This window comes from Saccharothrix ecbatanensis, assembly GCF_014205015.1.
Lineage (GTDB): Bacteria > Actinomycetota > Actinomycetes > Mycobacteriales > Pseudonocardiaceae > Actinosynnema > Actinosynnema ecbatanense.
On record NZ_JACHMO010000001.1, the window covers coordinates 6,710,095 to 6,726,923 of the forward strand.

At 68.2% G+C, this 16,829-nt stretch carries 19 protein-coding genes and 2 tRNA genes; 12 read left to right on the forward strand and 9 right to left on the reverse strand.

Translation table 11 applies throughout. From position 1 onward, the window contains the following. Nucleotides 1-19: 19 nt before the first annotated feature. Together F4560_RS28720 and F4560_RS28725 are read left to right on the forward strand one after the other, a co-directional pair. A complete protein-coding gene (locus tag F4560_RS28720) occupies nt 20-1,069 on the forward strand; it encodes a type IV toxin-antitoxin system AbiEi family antitoxin (RefSeq protein ID WP_184925159.1) in 1,050 nt (349 codons plus the stop codon). Then, the gene (locus tag F4560_RS28725; RefSeq protein ID WP_184925162.1) at nt 1,035-1,841 is read left to right on the forward strand and encodes a nucleotidyl transferase AbiEii/AbiGii toxin family protein; all 807 of its coding nucleotides are present in this window, start codon (nt 1,035-1,037) and stop codon (nt 1,839-1,841) included. Before F4560_RS28720 ends, F4560_RS28725 begins: the two co-directional genes overlap by 35 nt. Before the next feature lie 40 nt (nt 1,842-1,881). On the opposite strand, the gene F4560_RS28730 is transcribed toward F4560_RS28725, so the two are convergent. From F4560_RS28730 to F4560_RS28745, 4 genes are all read right to left on the reverse strand, one after another. After that, on the reverse strand, nt 1,882-2,682 hold the full coding sequence (locus tag F4560_RS28730) for an exodeoxyribonuclease III (protein ID WP_184925165.1): 801 nt from the start codon (nt 2,680-2,682) through the stop codon (nt 1,882-1,884). A gap of 9 nt (nt 2,683-2,691) precedes the next feature. Then, the gene (locus F4560_RS28735; RefSeq protein WP_184925168.1) at nt 2,692-2,910 is read right to left on the reverse strand and encodes a hypothetical protein; all 219 of its coding nucleotides are present in this window, start codon (nt 2,908-2,910) and stop codon (nt 2,692-2,694) included. Between the two features lie 28 nt (nt 2,911-2,938). Continuing rightward, nucleotides 2,939-3,253, reverse strand: a complete 315-nt coding sequence (locus tag F4560_RS28740; protein ID WP_184925171.1) for an SH3 domain-containing protein — start codon at nt 3,251-3,253, stop codon at nt 2,939-2,941. A 194-nt stretch (nt 3,254-3,447) separates the two neighbouring features. Then, nucleotides 3,448-4,668 (reverse strand): NADP-dependent isocitrate dehydrogenase, encoded by a 1,221-nt coding sequence (locus F4560_RS28745; protein WP_184925174.1) that lies wholly within the window; start codon nt 4,666-4,668, stop codon nt 3,448-3,450. A 285-nt stretch (nt 4,669-4,953) separates the two neighbouring features. Here F4560_RS28745 and F4560_RS28750 point away from each other — a divergent pair, with 285 nt between their 5' ends. Together F4560_RS28750 and F4560_RS28755 are read left to right on the forward strand one after the other, a co-directional pair. Further along, nucleotides 4,954-5,760 (forward strand): metal-dependent hydrolase, encoded by an 807-nt coding sequence (locus F4560_RS28750; RefSeq protein ID WP_184929453.1) that lies wholly within the window; start codon nt 4,954-4,956, stop codon nt 5,758-5,760. Nucleotides 5,761-5,902: 142 nt separating this feature from the next. Next, entirely contained in the window at nt 5,903-6,382 is a 480-nt protein-coding gene (locus tag F4560_RS28755) for a hypothetical protein (protein WP_184925177.1), read from the forward strand. Nucleotides 6,383-6,499: 117 nt separating this feature from the next. On the opposite strand, the gene F4560_RS28760 is transcribed toward F4560_RS28755, so the two are convergent. From F4560_RS28760 to F4560_RS28775, 4 genes are all read right to left on the reverse strand, one after another. Continuing rightward, entirely contained in the window at nt 6,500-6,757 is a 258-nt protein-coding gene (locus F4560_RS28760; protein WP_184925180.1) for a metallothionein, read from the reverse strand. A 58-nt stretch (nt 6,758-6,815) separates the two neighbouring features. Next, the gene (locus F4560_RS28765) at nt 6,816-7,166 is read right to left on the reverse strand and encodes an MmcQ/YjbR family DNA-binding protein (protein WP_184925183.1); all 351 of its coding nucleotides are present in this window, start codon (nt 7,164-7,166) and stop codon (nt 6,816-6,818) included. Nucleotides 7,167-7,188: 22 nt separating this feature from the next. Further along, a tRNA-Arg gene (locus tag F4560_RS28770) sits at nt 7,189-7,262 on the reverse strand. After that, nucleotides 7,263-7,337, reverse strand: a tRNA-Gln gene (locus F4560_RS28775). A gap of 58 nt (nt 7,338-7,395) precedes the next feature. Between F4560_RS28775 and F4560_RS28780 the strand changes: the two genes are divergently transcribed. The 4 genes from F4560_RS28780 to F4560_RS28795 all read left to right on the forward strand — a co-directional run bounded on the left by F4560_RS28780 (nt 7,396) and on the right by F4560_RS28795 (nt 11,956). Beyond that, entirely contained in the window at nt 7,396-8,505 is a 1,110-nt protein-coding gene (locus F4560_RS28780) for a J domain-containing protein (protein ID WP_184925185.1), read from the forward strand. Nucleotides 8,506-8,595: 90 nt separating this feature from the next. Further along, entirely contained in the window at nt 8,596-9,774 is a 1,179-nt protein-coding gene (locus F4560_RS28785; RefSeq protein ID WP_184925187.1) for an LLM class flavin-dependent oxidoreductase, read from the forward strand. Between the two features lie 84 nt (nt 9,775-9,858). Continuing rightward, nucleotides 9,859-10,434, forward strand: a complete 576-nt coding sequence (locus tag F4560_RS28790) for an HhH-GPD-type base excision DNA repair protein (RefSeq protein WP_184929454.1) — start codon at nt 9,859-9,861, stop codon at nt 10,432-10,434. Between the two features lie 94 nt (nt 10,435-10,528). Beyond that, a complete protein-coding gene (locus F4560_RS28795; protein ID WP_184925190.1) occupies nt 10,529-11,956 on the forward strand; it encodes a serine/threonine-protein kinase in 1,428 nt (475 codons plus the stop codon). Here F4560_RS28795 and F4560_RS28800 read toward each other — a convergent pair. Further along, entirely contained in the window at nt 11,893-13,158 is a 1,266-nt protein-coding gene (locus F4560_RS28800) for an MFS transporter (protein WP_184925192.1), read from the reverse strand. The genes F4560_RS28795 and F4560_RS28800 overlap by 64 nt on opposite strands. A gap of 78 nt (nt 13,159-13,236) precedes the next feature. On the opposite strand from F4560_RS28800, the gene F4560_RS28805 reads away from it, so the two are divergent. The 4 genes from F4560_RS28805 to F4560_RS28820 all read left to right on the forward strand — a co-directional run bounded on the left by F4560_RS28805 (nt 13,237) and on the right by F4560_RS28820 (nt 16,815). After that, nucleotides 13,237-13,554 (forward strand): ArsR/SmtB family transcription factor, encoded by a 318-nt coding sequence (locus tag F4560_RS28805; RefSeq protein WP_376775354.1) that lies wholly within the window; start codon nt 13,237-13,239, stop codon nt 13,552-13,554. 732 nt (nt 13,555-14,286) lie between these two features. Then, nucleotides 14,287-15,063, forward strand: a complete 777-nt coding sequence (locus F4560_RS28810; protein WP_312869530.1) for an ABC transporter permease — start codon at nt 14,287-14,289, stop codon at nt 15,061-15,063. After that, nucleotides 15,056-15,862 carry an ABC transporter permease gene (locus F4560_RS28815; protein WP_312869531.1) on the forward strand — a complete coding sequence of 269 codons (807 nt, stop codon included), beginning with the start codon at nt 15,056-15,058 and terminating at the stop codon, nt 15,860-15,862. The genes F4560_RS28810 and F4560_RS28815 overlap by 8 nt, the downstream gene beginning before the upstream one ends. Next, nucleotides 15,859-16,815, forward strand: coding sequence for an ABC transporter ATP-binding protein (locus F4560_RS28820; RefSeq protein WP_184925198.1), 957 nt, complete (start codon nt 15,859-15,861; stop codon nt 16,813-16,815). The genes F4560_RS28815 and F4560_RS28820 overlap by 4 nt, the downstream gene beginning before the upstream one ends. Nucleotides 16,816-16,829: the final 14 nt, after the last annotated feature.

Consider the following 16,829-nt stretch of genomic DNA (forward strand, 5'->3'; position numbering starts at 1 on the left):
TTGCGTTCAACATGGACGCATGTTCAGCAAAAATGAACATGGCGAAATTTTGAACGAGCGTGCCCGGCTGGCCGAGCTGCGGGAGTGGCTGCGCGCGCTTGGTCTCAAGGTCGACATGCGGCTGGGTAAGCACGCCACAGACGCGGGAGCCGACATGGTGGTCCGCGTCAGCCGGGCGTCGGGCGCGGCTCGGACCTATGCCGTCGTGATCAAGCGGGCGGTGCCATCCGAGCTCTCGACGGCCCTCCATCCGCACCCGTCGCTACCTACCCTGGTCGTCGCCCACTCGATCACCGAGCAAGCTGCGGGCCTGTTGCGCGAGCGGGGTATCGACTACGTCGACGAGGCGGGCAACGCCCACATCGCTTGGGGCGACGTGCTGATCGACGTCCGAGGGCGCCGCAGAGCAGGCGAACGCACCACCGGTTCCTCACCGCGCGGGAGCAAGGCATTCAGCCGCGCGGGCTTGCAGGTCGGGTTCGTCCTGCTCAGCTGGCCGTCGATGGCGGGAAAGCCGCTGCGCGGACTCGCGAGCGCCGGCGGGGTCTCGCTCGGCACGGCCCAAGCGGTCGTCGACGATCTCGCCAAGGCGGGGTACCTGTACGAGGTGTCGGGCGAGCGCAGGCTGGGAAGAGCGGGGGAACTGCTCAACCGATGGTCGGAGGCCTATTCGACAACGCTCTCGCCAAAGCTGTTCCTCGGTGACTTCGATGCCCCCGACATCTCGTGGTGGCGGAGTTCGGAGGACGAGTTGACGCGATTCAACGTGCAGGTGGGCGGAGAAGCCGGTGCGAGCGTCCTCGACCCCCATCTGATACCAGCCACTCTCACCCTTTACGCCGACGAGCTGCCGCACTCGCTGATCGGCAAGCACCGATTGGCGCGCGCCGAACAAGCGGGCAATATCCACATCCGACGACGGTTCTGGACGATGGCGCGGCAGCCATGGATCGTGCCTTCCACGTTGATCTACGCTGACCTCCTCGCCTCTGGCGACCCTCGCCAACGCGAGCACGCGGACAGGATCAGAATCAGTGACGATCGACTTGCGCACCTCGACCGACTTTGACGTCCTGCGTGCCGCCAAGGTGCTGACTCGAATCGATGAAGCCGCACGCGAAGCGGGGGTCCACTACCTCGTGGTGGGGGCGACCGCCCGCTCGCTCATCTCGCTCGACCTGCTGGGCAGCAGTCCCCAACGCCAGACCAGGGACATCGACATCGTGGCGGAGGTCGACTCCTGGGCCGAATTCCACAACCTGGTGCGGAGGCTCGACCGACACGGCAAGAACGTGCACAAGTTCATCGTCGAAGGCACCGAGGTCGATGTGGCGCCCTACGGCGGCATCGAACAAGAGGACCGGACGATCATGTGGCCCGATGACCACGCGATGAACGTCCTCGGTTTCCGCGAAGCCGTCGATACCGCACAGTCAGTACTCCTGCCGGACGGGGTCGCCATCAAGATCCCGTCCATTCCGGCGCTCGCACTCCTGAAGCTGTTCGCTTGGCGGGATCGCCACCGCGACGACACGCGCGACGCGCTCGACTTGGCGACGATGATCGAGTGGTATTCGTCCGGGAAGTACCACGATCGGCTCTACGGTGAGGACTACGACGTGCTCGTGAAGTCCGACCTCGATTTGTCACGAGCAGGTGCGCGACTCCTGGGTTCACACATACCGGCATTGCTCGATGACGATGGCATCGCCGAGTTGCTTCGCATCCTTGACGACCACGAGTTGATGGGGCGGTTGGCGCGAGACATGAGCTCGCCTCGTTCCGCACCCATGGTGGAGTCCATGATCGAAGGTGTTCGGGATGCCCTCGACAATGGCTGAGCGGGCGCGATCCGAGTGATCGGCACCGGGCGTCGGGGCTTCAGTCGCCGTACACGACCGTGACCGGTGCGTGGTCGGACCAGCGTTCGGCGTAAGTAGCCGCGCGCTCGACCACTGCGGTCCGGGCGGTACGGGCCAGGGATTCCGTGGCGACGTGAAGATCGATGCGCCAGCCCGAGTCGTTGTCGAACGCCTTGCCCCGGTACGACCACCACGTGTACGGCCCGGCCACATCGGGGTGCAGGGCGCGCACCACGTCGACGTACCGCGCCTCACCGAACACCCGGTCCATCCAAGCCCGCTCCGACGGCAGGAACCCGGACGACTTCTGGTTCGTCTTCCACGCCTTCAAGTCCTCCGCCCGGTGCGCGATGTTCCAGTCACCGCACACCAGCACCTCCCGCCCATCGGCGGCGGCCTTCTCGCGCAGTTCCACCAAGTACGGCAGGAACGCGGCCATGAAGCGGTCCTTCTCGTCCTGCCGGGGAGTCCCCACATCACCGCTGGGCAGGTAGAGCGACGCCACCACCACGTCCGCCAACTCGACCTCGACGTACCGCCCTGAGTGCTCGAACTCCGGCACCCCGAACCCGATCCGCACCGCCTCCGGCGCGACCCGCGTCAGCACCGCGACCCCGTTGCGCCCCTTCGCCTCCGACGGGTACGCGTGCGCCACGTGCCACCCCTCCGGCGACCGCACCTCCTCGGACAACTGCCCTGGCTCGGCCCGCACCTCCTGGAGGCACACGACGTCCGCCGCAGTCGCGGCGAGCCACTCCAGGTAGCCCTTTTTGGCAGCTGCACGCAGCCCGTTGACGTTGATCGTGGAGACGGTCAGCACCGGCGCAGCCTATCGGCGCTCGGCGACCGCCCACCCGTACGGGTATTCCGCGCCGCACCCCGCGCAGAACGCGACCAGACCCATCATGAGCACCAACGGGCTGCTGCCCTCCGGCGACGGCGCCCCCGCCACCTCGTGCCCGTCCACCGAGGCACGCAACCCGGGCCACTCCGGCTCACAGGCGCACGTCACCACGTCACGGCGGAACGACCGCCACTTGAAGAACATCCGCCAATCAGATCACGCGCGGTCCGGGTCAGGCGCAGTCGCTGTCCGATGTGGGCAGCACGAACTCGTCCTTCACCCACCGCCCGTCGGCTAGCAGCCGGAACCCGTTCTCCACCCGCCGCTCGGCCTTCGCCACCGCGTCACGCCGCATCGTCGCCACGATCGGCTGGGTGTCGGCGGGCCCGGAGCGCACGTTCAGGATGTCGGCCACCACCGTCACCTCGCACTTGCGGGCCGCGAGCTCCTCCAGCTTCGACCGCTCCCCGTCGTCGGTGACGTACATCAACCCCGCCACGACGACCACACCGGCAACGACCATGCCGCGCACCGGAATCCCTAGCATCACGCCTCCCGACCTCGTCTGAGGTGCAGATATAGCGCGACGACCACACCGGTGGGGCCTCCCGCGGCGGAATCCACCCGACCGGGAAACCGAACGGGTGAGATCGACTACGGAAACGCATCAGGGGACCGTCCCGGAAGCCCGGAAGCGGTCCCCTGATGGAAATCCCCGAAGGGATCAGACGATGGCGAGCCTCAGCCGGCCATCTTCTTCTGGAGGTTCTCGTCCAGCGTGCCGAGGAAGTCCTCGGTGGTCAGCCACTCCTGGTCCGGGCCCACGAGCACGGCCAGGTCCTTCGTCATCCGGCCGCTCTCGACGGTCTCCACGATGACCTGCTCCAGCGTCTCCGCGAAGCCCGTCACCTCCGGCGTGCCGTCCAGCTTGCCGCGGTGCTTCAGGCCACCGGTCCACGCGAAGATCGACGCGATCGGGTTGGTGGACGTCGGCTTGCCCGCCTGGTGCTGGCGGAAGTGCCGGGTCACCGTGCCGTGCGCGGCCTCGGCCTCGACGGTCTTGCCGTCCGGCGTCATCAGCACCGACGTCATCAGGCCCAGCGAGCCGAAGCCCTGCGCGACCGTGTCGGACTGCACGTCACCGTCGTAGTTCTTGCACGCCCAGACGTAGCCGCCCTCCCACTTCATCGCGGCGGCGACCATGTCGTCGATCAGGCGGTGCTCGTACGTAAGGCCGGCGGCGTCGAACTGCCCCTTGAACTCCTCCTCGAACACCTTCTGGAAGATGTCCTTGAACGCACCGTCGTACGCCTTGAGGATGGTGTTCTTGGTCGACATGTACACCGGGTAGTTGCGCTGCAACCCGTACGAGAACGAGGCACGCGCGAAGTCCTCGATGGACTTGTTGAAGTTGTACATGCCCATCGCCACGCCGCCGTCGGGCCCGTAGTTGGCCACCACGTGCTTGATCGGCTCGGAGCCGTCCTCGGGCGTGAAGGTGATCGTCAGCTCGCCCGCGCCGGGGACCTTGAAGTTGGTCGCCTTGTACTGGTCGCCGTGGGCGTGACGGCCGATGATGATCGGCTTCGTCCAGCCCGGCACCAGCCGCGGGATGTTCGAGATGATGATGGGCTCGCGGAACACCACGCCGCCGAGGATGTTGCGGATCGTGCCGTTCGGCGAGACCCACATCTTCTTCAGGCCGAACTCCTCCACCCGCGCCTCGTCGGGCGTGATGGTGGCGCACTTCACGCCGACGCCGTGCTTCTTGATGGCGTGGGCTGCGTCGATGGTGACCTGGTCGTCGGTGGCGTCCCGGTGCTCGATGCCCAGGTCGTAGTACTCAAGGTCGACGTCCAGGTACGGGTGGATCAGCTTGTCCTTGATGAACTGCCAGATGATCCGGGTCATCTCGTCGCCATCGAGTTCGACGACGGTCCCCTGAACCTTGATCTTGCCCATACTCAGGGCGCTCCTCTCGCGACAATGCAAGCAAGACAAGCGTACTGCTATGTCGGGTTGCTTGCGTCCACCTCGGCGGAAAAAGGGAACGGCGTCACACCGGCGGGGCGCCGCGGACGAGGTGGCACGGGTGTTCTCCGGCCCAATACAACCAGCCGACCCGCCGGTCCGCCGCACGGGGACGGCTGCCGGACGACACTCGAACACCCGTTCCCCGATTCACCACCGCCGCCGGCGCCCCGTTCGCTAACCTCGCCCGGAAGAGTGATCATCGAGGGGGCAGCTTTGTCGATGGGTCCGACCCACGCCATGAGTGGACTGCTGGCCTGGGCGGCGGTGACCGCGATCGCGGAGAACCACCCCATCGGCCAGCTCAGCCCACAGAGCTGGGCGGTCGGCGCGGTGCTCGCCACCGGCGCCGCCCTGCTGCCCGACCTGGACCACCCGTCGTCCACCGTCTCGCGCACGTTCGGGCCGGTCAGCGCGGGTGCGTCGACCCTGATCAACACGATCAGCTCGTTCGTCTACCGCACCACCCGCACCCGCAAGGACTCCAACCGGGACGGCGGCCACCGCGGGCTCACGCACACGCTGATGTTCGCCCTGGCCGCCGCGGTCGGCACGACGGCCGTGGTGCAGCAGTCGCAGAAGTGGGCGCTGCCGGTGTTGATGTTCGTGTTCGCCGGCCTGGCCGTGCGCGGGATCATGAACGACTGGTGCCCGCAGCGGGACGCCCTGCTCATCACGGGCGTCTCGGCCGCCATCACGGTCGCCTGCGTGGCGTGGACCGCGCAGACACCGGCCAGCGCGGCGGCGTGCGGGGTGGCGGTCGGCGTGGGCTGCGTGGCGCACTACCTGGGCGACGCGATCACCGAACAGGGCTGTCCGATCCTGTGGCCGATCCCGCTGATGGGCAAGACGTGGTTCCCCGTCGCGCCGCCGAAGATCATGCGGATGAAGACCGGCGGCAAGGTCGAGATGGCGATCGTCGGCCCGCTGGTCACCATCCTCAGCGTCTGGCTGTCGGCCGCCGCGCTCCAGCAGGCCGGCGCGCTCCCGTTCCTCGAAAGTTTCGACCTGCTACCCATCTAGGTTTCAGATAACGGCCATTCGGCGGCTACCACGGCATCACCCGATCGGACTAGCCTCCACGAAATCCCCGTCCCGCGCCGATCCGCGTCGAGGAGGACTTCGTGGCACGACACACGCACGACAACGTGGTCGAGGCGGCCGAATGACCACCTGGCTCGGCCTGAACGCCGGTCACGAGGACCGGGCGACCGCCGACACCACCGCGGTATCGCTCTACGAGTCACTGCTCTTCCACGCCCAGGTCGTGTGCGTGCACGCGGTCGAAGGCCGGCACGCGATGTCGTTCCGGCTCACCGAGGACCCCTCGGACAACACCGTGTCGACGCTGATCGAACGCGGGTACGGCGTGGCGGTGCACAACGGCAGCCTGCAACGGCTCGCCGGGCCCGAATCGCTCGCCAGGGGCGCTCTGCGGGCCGCTTTGGCGCACCGGGACCGGCGTGAAGGCCGGGCGCTGCGGTTCCCCGGCCAACGTGCGCTGCGCGGCCGTTACGGCGTGTCGGACATCCTGGCGTTCAGCGCGATCGAAGAGGTCCTGCCGCACGGCACGAAGAGCGTGGACGCGCGCGGTGACCTCCAGCCGGCGTTCGTGAACGGCCGGTTGGTGTTGGACTGCGGTTAGGCAGGTTCAGTTGGCGCGGCTCGGTCGGGCTCGGCCCGGCTCTCGGTCGGCCCGGCTCTCGGTCGGCCCGGCTCTCGGTCGGCCCGGCTACCGAAACCGGTCGGCCCGGCTCCTGGCTCAGCCCGGGTGGGCGCCGACGGTGTCCTTGATCTCCGCGCCGAGGCTGTCCGCGGTGCGCGCGCAGTGGGCGCAGCAGAAGAACCGGCCGTTCACCTCGACGCCGTGGCCGAGAATGCGGCAGTCGCAGTGCTCGCAGCGCGGTGCGAGACGTTGGATCGCGCACTCGAAACTGTCGAACGTGTACACGCCACCGCCGGTCGTGCGGACCTCGAAGGTCATCCAGTAGTCGTTACCGCATACGTCGCAAGTCGCCATGGGCCGAGCCTGCGCCGGTCGCCAGGACCCGGCAACTCGGACCGTTTCCGACCGGGCGCTAGTCCAACTGGGCGACAAGTCGTTTCGGTGCGACCTGGCGATAGGCGTCCCGGACGACCTCGGTGACGGCGTCCCAGTCGACGTCAACGTCGAGGTAGACGCCGAGCCAGCCGCGGTGCCCGACGTACGGCGGTCGGAAGTACCGCTCGGGTTCGCTGCCGACCAACGCCTCCTGCACACCCGGCGGGGCCGCGCACCAGAACGCGAGGCGGTCGTCGTGGTGGTGATCGGCGAACATGACGAACAGCTTCTTGTCGCGCACGAACCACGCCGGCTCGCCGTGACTGGGCCGTTCGGTCGCCTCCGGCAACCCCATGCACAGCTCCCGCAACCGCTCCAGCGAATCCATGCGCGCCATCCTCACACCCGAGCGGACCAGGCCGGACTCGAACCGGCGTCCTCCCTCCACGCAGGAGGGCGCGTCAACCACTGCGCTACATGGTCCCGAGCCGGGCCGGATTCGAACCGGCGTCCTCCCTCCAAAGGAGGAGGGCGCGACAACCACTGCGCTACCGGGCTCTTGCCCCAACACTAACCATGACCGAGGGCGCGGAGACAGGGCCGCTAAGGTCTGCCGCGTGCGCGGGGTCGACTATTACGAGCTCCTCGGGGTCGGTCGCTACGCGTCCGAGGCGGAGATCAAATCCGCCTACCGCTCCCTGGCCAAGGTCATGCACCCCGACGCGGGCGGGTCCTCCGGCACGTTCCGGATGCTGCAAGAGGCATATGACACCCTCCGTGATCCGTCCCGAAGACAGGACTACGACCGGGGCTGGACGGTCACCCGACCGGGCGCGCGGCCGACGTCCCCCACCCGGCCGCCGCGCTCCGGCCGAACGGGCCGGCTGCGCAATTTCGGTGAGGATCCCGACTTCGTACCTCCGAAGCCGGTGGTGGATCTCGGTGCGATCGCGTGGTGGCACCTGGTCGACGTGGCCCAGCGGGTCCGCTATGCGCCCGCCGCCGGTCCCGGCCACGCGCCCGCGTTAGCCGCGGTGCTCGGGTGGTTCTTCCTGCTGCTGCCGGTGTTCTTGATCGACTTCACGCCGCTCGTGCTGGGTGTCTGGCTTCTCCTGGTCGCCGCGGCGGCGACTGCGGCGTTCCGGTTGGTGCGGCGGTACCTGTCGGCGATCCGGGCGGACCGGGCGTTCACGGCGGAGCACGACACCGACATCGTGCACGGGACCACCGACGACCGCCCGTGTGAACGGATCACCGCCGACCTGCTCAGCCGGTACCTGACCCGGTTGCCCGGCGTGCGGATCTTCCACGGGCTCGCCTGGCCGGGCTCGGTGTTCGCCGACGTCGACCACGCGGTGCTGTGCGGGCGGAAGCTGGTGCTGATCGAGTCGAAGGCCTGGCTGCCGGGGCACTACGAGGCCGACGACGACGGCTCGGTGTGGCGCAACGGGCATCCGTTCCGGGGCGGTGGCATGAGGATGCCGCGCAGCCTGGCGATGTACCGGAAGTTGTTGCCGTGGCTGGACATCCGGACCGCGCTGCTGGTGTACCCGAGCCGGGCCGGCGAGGTGACGACCGAGGAGCCGGCGGACACCGTGGTGCCGCCGATGACGCCGGCGCAGTTCGTCGAGGAGATCGGCGACTGGCTGGCGGAGGACCCGGCCACGGTGGACCGCGAGGCGTTGCGCCTGCTGCTCCGCCAGGTCGTGCCGATCGTGCGCCCGTAGCAACCGCCTGGGTCGGTCAGCCGAATGGCGCATGTCCGTTGTGTCGCCGGAGGGTTACGTTCGGCGGACCCAGCGGGAGGAGCGGGGCGGATGAAGGTCGACGTCTTCAACGAGGTCCAGGACCCGCGCCCGTGGCAGGAAGGGCACGAGAACGCGCGCATCACGGAGGCGTTGGAGCAGGCGCGGCTGGCGGATTCGCTCGGGTACGGCTGCTGGTGGCAGGTCGAGCACCACGGCGCGGACGAGTTCAGCCTGTCGTCGGCGCCGGAGTTGATGCTGGCGGCGATCTCGCAGCAGACGTCCCGGATCCGCCTCGGCCATTCCGCGGTCCTGGCGCCGGCCAAGTTCAACCACCCGATCCGGGTAGCCGAACGTGCCGCCATGCTGGACCACCTGAGCGGCGGCAGGCTGGAGTTCGGCCTGACCCGGTCGACCGCGCCGGAGTGGCGGCTGTTCGGCATCGACCCGGCGGACGCGCGCCGGCAGACCCAGCAGGCGTTCGAGATGATCCCGCGGATGTGGACGTCGGAGCGGTTCTCGCACTCCAGCGAGGATTTCGAGATCCACGACGTGCCGATCGTGCCCAAGCCGCTCCAGAAGCCCCATCCGCCGCTCTGGCAGGCCGCCGCGACGCCGGCGTCGTTCGAGGAGGCGGGGCGGCGCGGTGTCGGGGTGCTGGGGACGACGATCTGGGAGTCCATCGAGCGGGTGCGCCGGATGGTCGGCCTCTACCGTGCGGCGGCCGACGCGTGCACGTCGCCGGTCGGTTCGTACGTCAACAACCAGGTCGCTTTCTTCACGTTCGTGCACTGCGCGGAGACCGACGAGCAGGCGGCCCGCAACGGCGCCGTGGCGGCAGCGGCTTGGTACACGGTCAAGGCGCTGACCTTCTTCGAGGCCGCGGACGCCTTCGTGGAGACCGTGCGGCACCAGCAGTCGCTGATGGACGACCCGTCCGGCGGTGGTCTGACCGGCGAGTTCCTCCGGGCGGAAGCCGCGGCGTTCAGCGGACCGAACCGTGCCCAGGTGGTCATCGGGCGGGTCCTGCAAGGCGAGGACGTGGACCCGGAGGAGATCTTCGAGGCGCTGAACGAGCAGGACTCGCTGATCGTCGGCAGCCCGGACACGTGCCGGAAGAAGCTGCGCACCTACGCGGACCTCGGCATCGACCGCCTGATGGCGTTCCACCAGGTGGGCAGCCTGAAGCACGAGGACGTCATGCAAAGCCTCCGCCTGATCGGCGACCTGATCCCCGAGTTCGACACGTAAGTCGGAGATCAGGTCGGTAGGCAACACGTCAGTCGGACAGGCATTCCGGGCGCGTTCGGCGTGTGGGGTGGGAAGATGGCCGGCATGCCGAAGAAGCTGCGCCTGACGGGTGACCCGGAGGCCGACAAGCTGCTCAGTGAAGACCACTTCGCGCTGCTCACCGGGCTCCTGCTGGACCAGCAGTTCCCGATGGAACACGCCTTCGCCGGCCCCCGGAAGATCGCGGACCGGATGGGTGGGTTCAGCATCACCAAGATCGCCGAGACCGACGTGGACGAGTTCGTGGAGCTGTGCGTGCAGCCGCCCGCGATCCACCGGTACGGCGGCTCGATGGGGCGCCGGGTCCACGCGTTGGCGCTGCACATCCTGGAGAACTACAAGGGCAAGACGGCGAACATCTGGAAAGCCGGCAAACCGGACGCCAAGGAAGTGTTCCGCCGGGTGAAGGCGCTGCCCGGGTTCGGCGACCAGAAGGCCCGCATCTTCCTCGCGTTGCTGGGCAAGCAGCTCGGCGTCACCCCGGAGGGCTGGCGCGAAGTGGCCGGGGCGTACGGCGAGGAAGGCTCACGGCGCTCCATCGCCGACGTCACCAGCCCCGAGGCGCTGGCCGAGGTCCGCGCGTTCAAGAAGGCCGCGAAAGCAGCCGCAGCGGGGAGCTAGAGCGGAGCCTCCGAGGGCTAGAGCGGGCGTTGCCGACGGCTAGAGCTGCGTTGCCGGGAGCTAGAGCGGCGTTGCCGACGGCTAGAGTCCCGACGTGCAGTTGCCGGGACTCTCCGATCTCACGCCGTTGGGCCAGGGCGGGTTCGCCACGGTCTACCGCGCCCGCCAGGTCCAGCTGAACCGCGACGTCGCGGTGAAGATCGACAACCGGGTCTTGCAGACCGAACGCGATCGGCGGCGGTTCCTGCGTGAGGCCCATGCCGCCGCACGACTGTCCGGGCACCCGCACGTCGTGTCCGTGCACGACGCCAACTTCACCCCGCAGGGCACGCCCTACCTGGTCATGGAGCTGTGCACCGGTGGGTCGCTGGCCGACGTGGTCCGGCGGGACGGACCGCTTTCGGCGGACCGGGTGCGGCAGCTTGGCGTGCAGTTGGCGGACGCGCTGGCCGCCGCGCACGCGGAAGGTGTGCTGCACCGGGACATCAAGCCCGGCAACATCCTGCTGGACCGGTACGGCACGGTGAAGCTCGCCGACTTCGGGTTGGCGGCGCTGCTGGACGCCGAGGGTTCCAGCACTGTCACGCGTGATGCGTTGAGTCCCAGTTACGCGCCGCCTGAGGCGTTCGCGATGGCCCAGCCGACGCCGGCCGCTGACGTCTACGCGTTGGCGGCGACGTTGTACGACCTGCTTGCGGGTAAGCCTCCTCGGCCGGTGCCTTGGCCGGTCGAGTCGTTCGATCACCTGGGTGACGTGCTGCGGTCGCCCGTGGCGCCGGTGGTCGGGGTGCCGCAGGAGTTGCACGACGTGTTGGTGCGGGCGCTTGAGCCGGATGTCGCGCGGCGTACGCCTGGTGCGGCGCGGTTGCGGGATGAGTTGAGTCGGGTTGCGATGGCGCCGGTTCCGGCGGGTTCGGCTGTTGGTGGGGGTGCGGAGCGGCGTTTCGAGCCGCAGCTCGGGTCGGGTTACGTTCGGCCGCCGACCAAGAAGCCTTGGGCGTTGGTCATCGCTGCTGCGGTGCTCGCGACGGTCGTGGCCGGCGGAACGTGGTGGTGGGCGACGAAGAACGGTGACACCGCCGCGCCGGGTGCGCAGGTCGGTACGACGGCAGGTTCATCCACGAGCACCAAGCTGCCGCCGCCAGATCTCAAGGAGTGCGCGACGGGCTACTGCGTCGGCGAGCCGACCTGCTACCGCGGCATCGTGTCGATCGGTGGTCAGGCCGCGACGGCACGTCGGGTCGCCAACTGCTCCGAAGAGCACTTCTGGGAGGCGTTCGCGGGCGGCTGGTTGTCGGGGCCGATCCCTGAAGTCGACAACGACGACCTGATCAAGGCACCCGAAGTCGCGGACGTCTGCACGGCCGAGGCGATGAAGGCGAACACCCGGCCGACCGTGGACACGTCGGACTGGCAGTTCACCGCGGTCGGGTTCGCGGATGGCGAGGCGACCTACTTTCACTGCCTGGCCAGGCCCTCCGAAGGCGGCGAGACGACCACCAGCGCGTTCGGTGGGTCCTGACGTTCGGTCAGAGGGTCCTGCGCGTCGGTCAGAGGGTCCTGGGGTCCGGTAAGAGGGGTCTCGTGTTTCGAAGGCCGCATCGCGAAGAACAGCATCACCAACGCCACCACGGCGAGCAGCCCAGCGATCGGCGCCAACGACAGCAGCCCGACCCAGCTGATCACCAGCCCGCCGACCACGCCGGACAGGCCGACACCGAGATAGATCGCGGACGCGTTGAGCGACAGGAGCAGGCCGCCGTTGGTCGGTGCCAACGCGATCAGCCAGCTCTGCGTCGGCGGGTTCGTCGACCACGTGAGAGCGCCCCACACGAACAGCGCGATGGCGGCCGACACCGGGGTGGTCAACGTCAGCGGCAACGTGGCCAGCACGACGGTGAAGCAGCTGACCAGCACGACGAGCAGCTTGCGCGGGTCGAACCGGTCGGTGAGCCGGCCACCGGCCCAGTTGCCGAACACACCACCCAGGCCGTACGCGAGGAGCAGCACGCTGATCATCACGCCCTCGACGCCGGCGGTTTCGGTGAGCAGTGGCGCGATGTAGTTGAAGACGCTGAACACAGCGAGGCACGCGATCACGGTCAGGCCGAGGACCATCAGCACGCGCCGGTCGGCGGCAGGGGCGAAGCGTTCGCGGAGGCGGACCACCGGCGGCGCCTCGACGCGGGGCAGCCAGCGCCACACCGCCAGTGCCGCGACTGCGGAGACGGCGGCGATCAACGCGAACACGCCCTGGTAGCCGAGGGGTCCGCCCAGGAGGTTGCCTGCCGGGACGCCGAGGACGAGGGAGAACGTGAGTCCGCCGAAGACCAGGGCCACGGCTCGGCCACGACGTTCCGGTGGGGTGAGAACGGTGGCCACGAGCGTTGCGGCGGGTGTGTAGACGGCCGCACCCAGTGCGCTGATGACGCGTGCGGCCAGGAGGAGGGGGTAGTTCGGCGCGACGGCGGCCAGCAGGTTGCCGAAGGCCGAGACGCCCAGGGCGGTGACCAGGAGGGTGCGGCGTTCCCAGCGGCCAGTGAGCGCGGCCAGCGGCGGTGCGGAGACCGCGTAGGCGATGGCGAACGCGGTCAGCAGTTGGCCGGCGGTGGCGTGGGAGATGTGCAGTTCCTGGCTTACGGCCGGTAGGACGCCGGAGACGATGTAGGCACTCGTTCCGATGGCGAACGCGCCGGCCGTGAGCAGGTAGGTGCGGGCGGACAATGCGTACTCCCCCGATCGAGTGGTGATTCGATCGGTACCGTACTACGATGACCGTCAAAGTTCGACCGATATCGTAGTATGCGGGTCATGACGACCATGCTTGCGCACCCCGAGCGGGGAGAGATCCGGATAGCGGCGGTGCTGCAAGCGTTGGCGGATCCGGTGCGGCTGGAGATCGTGCGCGCGTTGGCCCGGTGCGAGGACGGGATCTCGTGCGGCTTGCTTGACCTGGGGATTACGGCTTCCACGTTGACGCATCACGTGCGGACGTTGCGGGAGGCGGGGGTCGTGTGGGTGCGGCCTCAGGGGACTTCGCGGATCAGTACGTTGCGGCGGGATGACCTGGATGCGTTGTTCCCTGGGTTGCTTGATGGTGTGTTGGCGGCTCGGCGGTGAGCGGCGCGGGTGGTGGTTTGGTGGGTGGCGGCGTGGGTGGCGACTCGGCGGGTGGTGCGGCGGGGAGCGGCGCGGCGGGGAGGGACGCCAATGACTGGGAGTGGGTTCGGGTTCTGGCTCAGGGGCGGGTGTACGACGAAGAGCGGGCTGCGCTGAATCGGGTGGCTTGGGCGGCGGTGGCGTTGGCGGCTTCGCGTGGCGGGGAGCGGAGTGGGGTGCGGCGGGCTCGGGCGGTGGCGGATCGGTTTGCTTTGCGGGCCCGGGTGGTGGGGTCGGTTGGGGTTTGGGCGGCGGATCCGGATCTGTTGGTGGCGGATGTGTTGGCGGAGACCGGTTTGCCGGATCGGTTTCTGAGGGTGGTGGCGCGGGGGTTGGAGCCGGTGGTGCCGTTGGTTCGGGATGGCGGGTTGCGGGAGCGGGGGGAGCGGTGGTTGGCGGTTTGGGGGTCTGCGTCCAGGTCCGGCTCGATTTGACACGGGACCCCTACGGGCACCCCAGACAGGCCAAAGCCGGGCAGGCATGGCGGGAAGAGCGTCCGCCAAGCCTGCCCGGCTTCGACCAGCCTATGGCACCCGAACCCATGTCAAATCGAGCCTCGTCGGCCACCTGCGGTGTGCGCGGGGCGGCCACTGCGGTGTAGCGATGTGGTGCGGGGCGGCCATTGGGTGGGTGGGGTGACTGTTTGGTGTGGTGTGAGTAATTCGGTTGCGGTGGTTCCTAAGGTTGGTAGACGTGCGTGCCTACGCTCGTCTTGCGCTGGCCGGTTTCCGTAGATACTCCACCTATCGACAGGCGATGGTTGCCGGGATGGCGACGAACGTCGCATTCGGGCTGCTCAGGATGGCTGTGCTGGTCGCGGCCGTCTCGCAGGGCTCCATCGCGGGCTATGACGTTGCGGCTACGGCTACCTATGTGTGGCTTGGCCAGGGGTTGATGGCGGTCGTTGTGCTGTGGGGTGACAAGCAGTTGGCCGACCGCATTCGCAGCGGGGACGTTGTGGTTGACCTCTACCGGCCTTGGCACCTCCAGTCCGCGTTGTTGGCCGAGGATGTCGGGCGGGCCGGGTACGCCTTGCTTGTGCGACTTGCGCCGCCGATTGCGTTCGGAGCGTTGTTCTTCCCATTCCGGTGGCCCGAGTTGGCCACCCTGCCGTTGTTCGCGGTGAGTGTGGTGCTGGCGGTGGCCGTCAGTTTCGGCATGCGGTTCCTGCTGAACGCCACCACGTTCTGGCTCCTCGACAACCGTGGCGTGCAGGCGCTCTACACCGGGTTCGCCTGGCTGCTCAGCGGGTTGGCTGTGCCGCTTGCGTTCTTCCCTTCCTGGGCGTTGCCCTTCCTGTGGTCCACGCCGTTCGCGGCCATGTTGCAGGCGCCGATCGACGTCTTCCTCGAACGCGGTTCGCCTTGGCCGCTGTTGGCGGGGCAGGCGTTCTGGGCTGTTGTGGTCCTCGGGGCGGGCCACCTGGTGTTGCAGCGCGCGGTTCGGAAGGTGGTGGTGCAGGGTGGCTGACTCGACTGCCGGTGTCTACGCGAAACTTGTCGGCGCACGTCTGCGCGGCCAGATGTCTTACCGTGCCTCGTTCGTCCTCCAGTGCGTTGCCAACGCTCTCGGGCAGCTGACCGAGTTGGCCATCATTCTTGTGCTGTTCAACAGGGTCAGCGCGCTCGGGGGCTTCTCGGTCAACGAGGTCGTGTTGATGTACGCGCTGGCGGGCACGGCGTTCGGGATCGCCGACCTGGTTGCGAGCCAACTGGACGAGCTGCCTACCTACATTCGCACTGGGACGTTCGACGTTCTTCTGCTGCGACCTTTGGGCACGCTTGCTCAGATGATGGCTTCCGACCTCCAGTTGCGGAAGCTTGGTCGGATCGTGGCCGGTGTCGTTGCGCTTGTGTACGCGTTGGGCCACAACGAGATCGCTTGGTCGCCGTTCACCGCGGTGTTGATCGTGGTGGCGCCTCTCAGTGGTGCGGTGATCTTCTCGGCCATCTGGGTCCTGGCCAATGCGGTCTGCTTCTGGGTGGTCGACGGCCAGGAGCTCGCCAATGCGGTCACGTATGGCAGCAATGCGTTCACCTCGTACCCCGCCACCGTGTACGACACGTGGTTGCGTCGGTTCTTCGCGTTCGTCATCCCCGGCGCGTTCGTCGCCTACTACCCCAGCCTCGCGCTTCTGGACCGCCCGGATCCGTTGGGTGGACCCGCTTTTCTGAGTTGGATCTCGCCGTTGGTCGCCCTTGCCGCGGCCGTTGTCGCGGGCCTTGTCTGGCGCACCGCCGTTCGGCACTACCGAGGGACTGGATCATGATCGAGGTGCGCGATCTGTGTCGCGAGTTCACGGTGACGACGAAGGTCGGCCGTTTCAGGCGTGAGAAGCGCGTCGTGCGGGCGGTGGACTCGGTGAGTTTCGATGTCGCCGCAGGGGAAGCCGTCGGGTATGTCGGGCCCAATGGGGCCGGCAAGTCGACCACCATCAAGATGCTCACCGGCATCCTCGTGCCGACGTCCGGCCACGTTCGGGTGTCCGGCGTGGACCCGTCGCGGGCTCGGCGGGATCTGGCGCGGCGCATCGGGGTGGTCTTCGGCCAGCGCAGCCAGCTGTGGTGGGACCTGCCGCTCCGGGACAGCTTCGACCTGCTCCGCGCGATCTACCGGGTGCCGAAGGGTGATCACGCCGGTCGGCTCCGGGAGTGCGTCGACCTGCTGGAGCTCGGGCCGTTCCTGGACACGCCGGTCCGCCAACTGTCCCTCGGTCAACGGATGCGCGGCGAGGTCACGGCGGCCCTGTTGCACGGGCCCGAGTTGTTGGTCTTGGACGAACCGACCATCGGCCTCGACCTGGAATCCAAGGAACGCCTGCGGGAATTCCTGGCCGACCTCAACACCCAGCGCGGCACGACGCTCTTGCTCACCACGCACGACCTGGACGACATCGAGCGGCTGTGTCCGCGGCTGGTGGTGATCGACCGGGGCACGGTGCTGGCCGACGGCCCGTTGGACGGACTGCGCGCCGAGGTCGCGCCGGACCGCGTGCTGGTGGTGGACCTGGAGAAACCAGCCACCGGGCTGGACGAACTGCCCGGCGTCACCTCGGTGCGGACCGAGCTGAACGGATTGCGACACCACCTCACGTTCCGCCGCGCGGACACCACTGCGGCGGCGCTTATCTCGGCTGTGGCGGCACGGGCGGAAGTGCACGATCTCGTGGTTGTGGAGCCGGAGATCGACGATGTGGTGCGTCGGCTGTACGCGCGTCGGTAGAGTCGGACGAAACG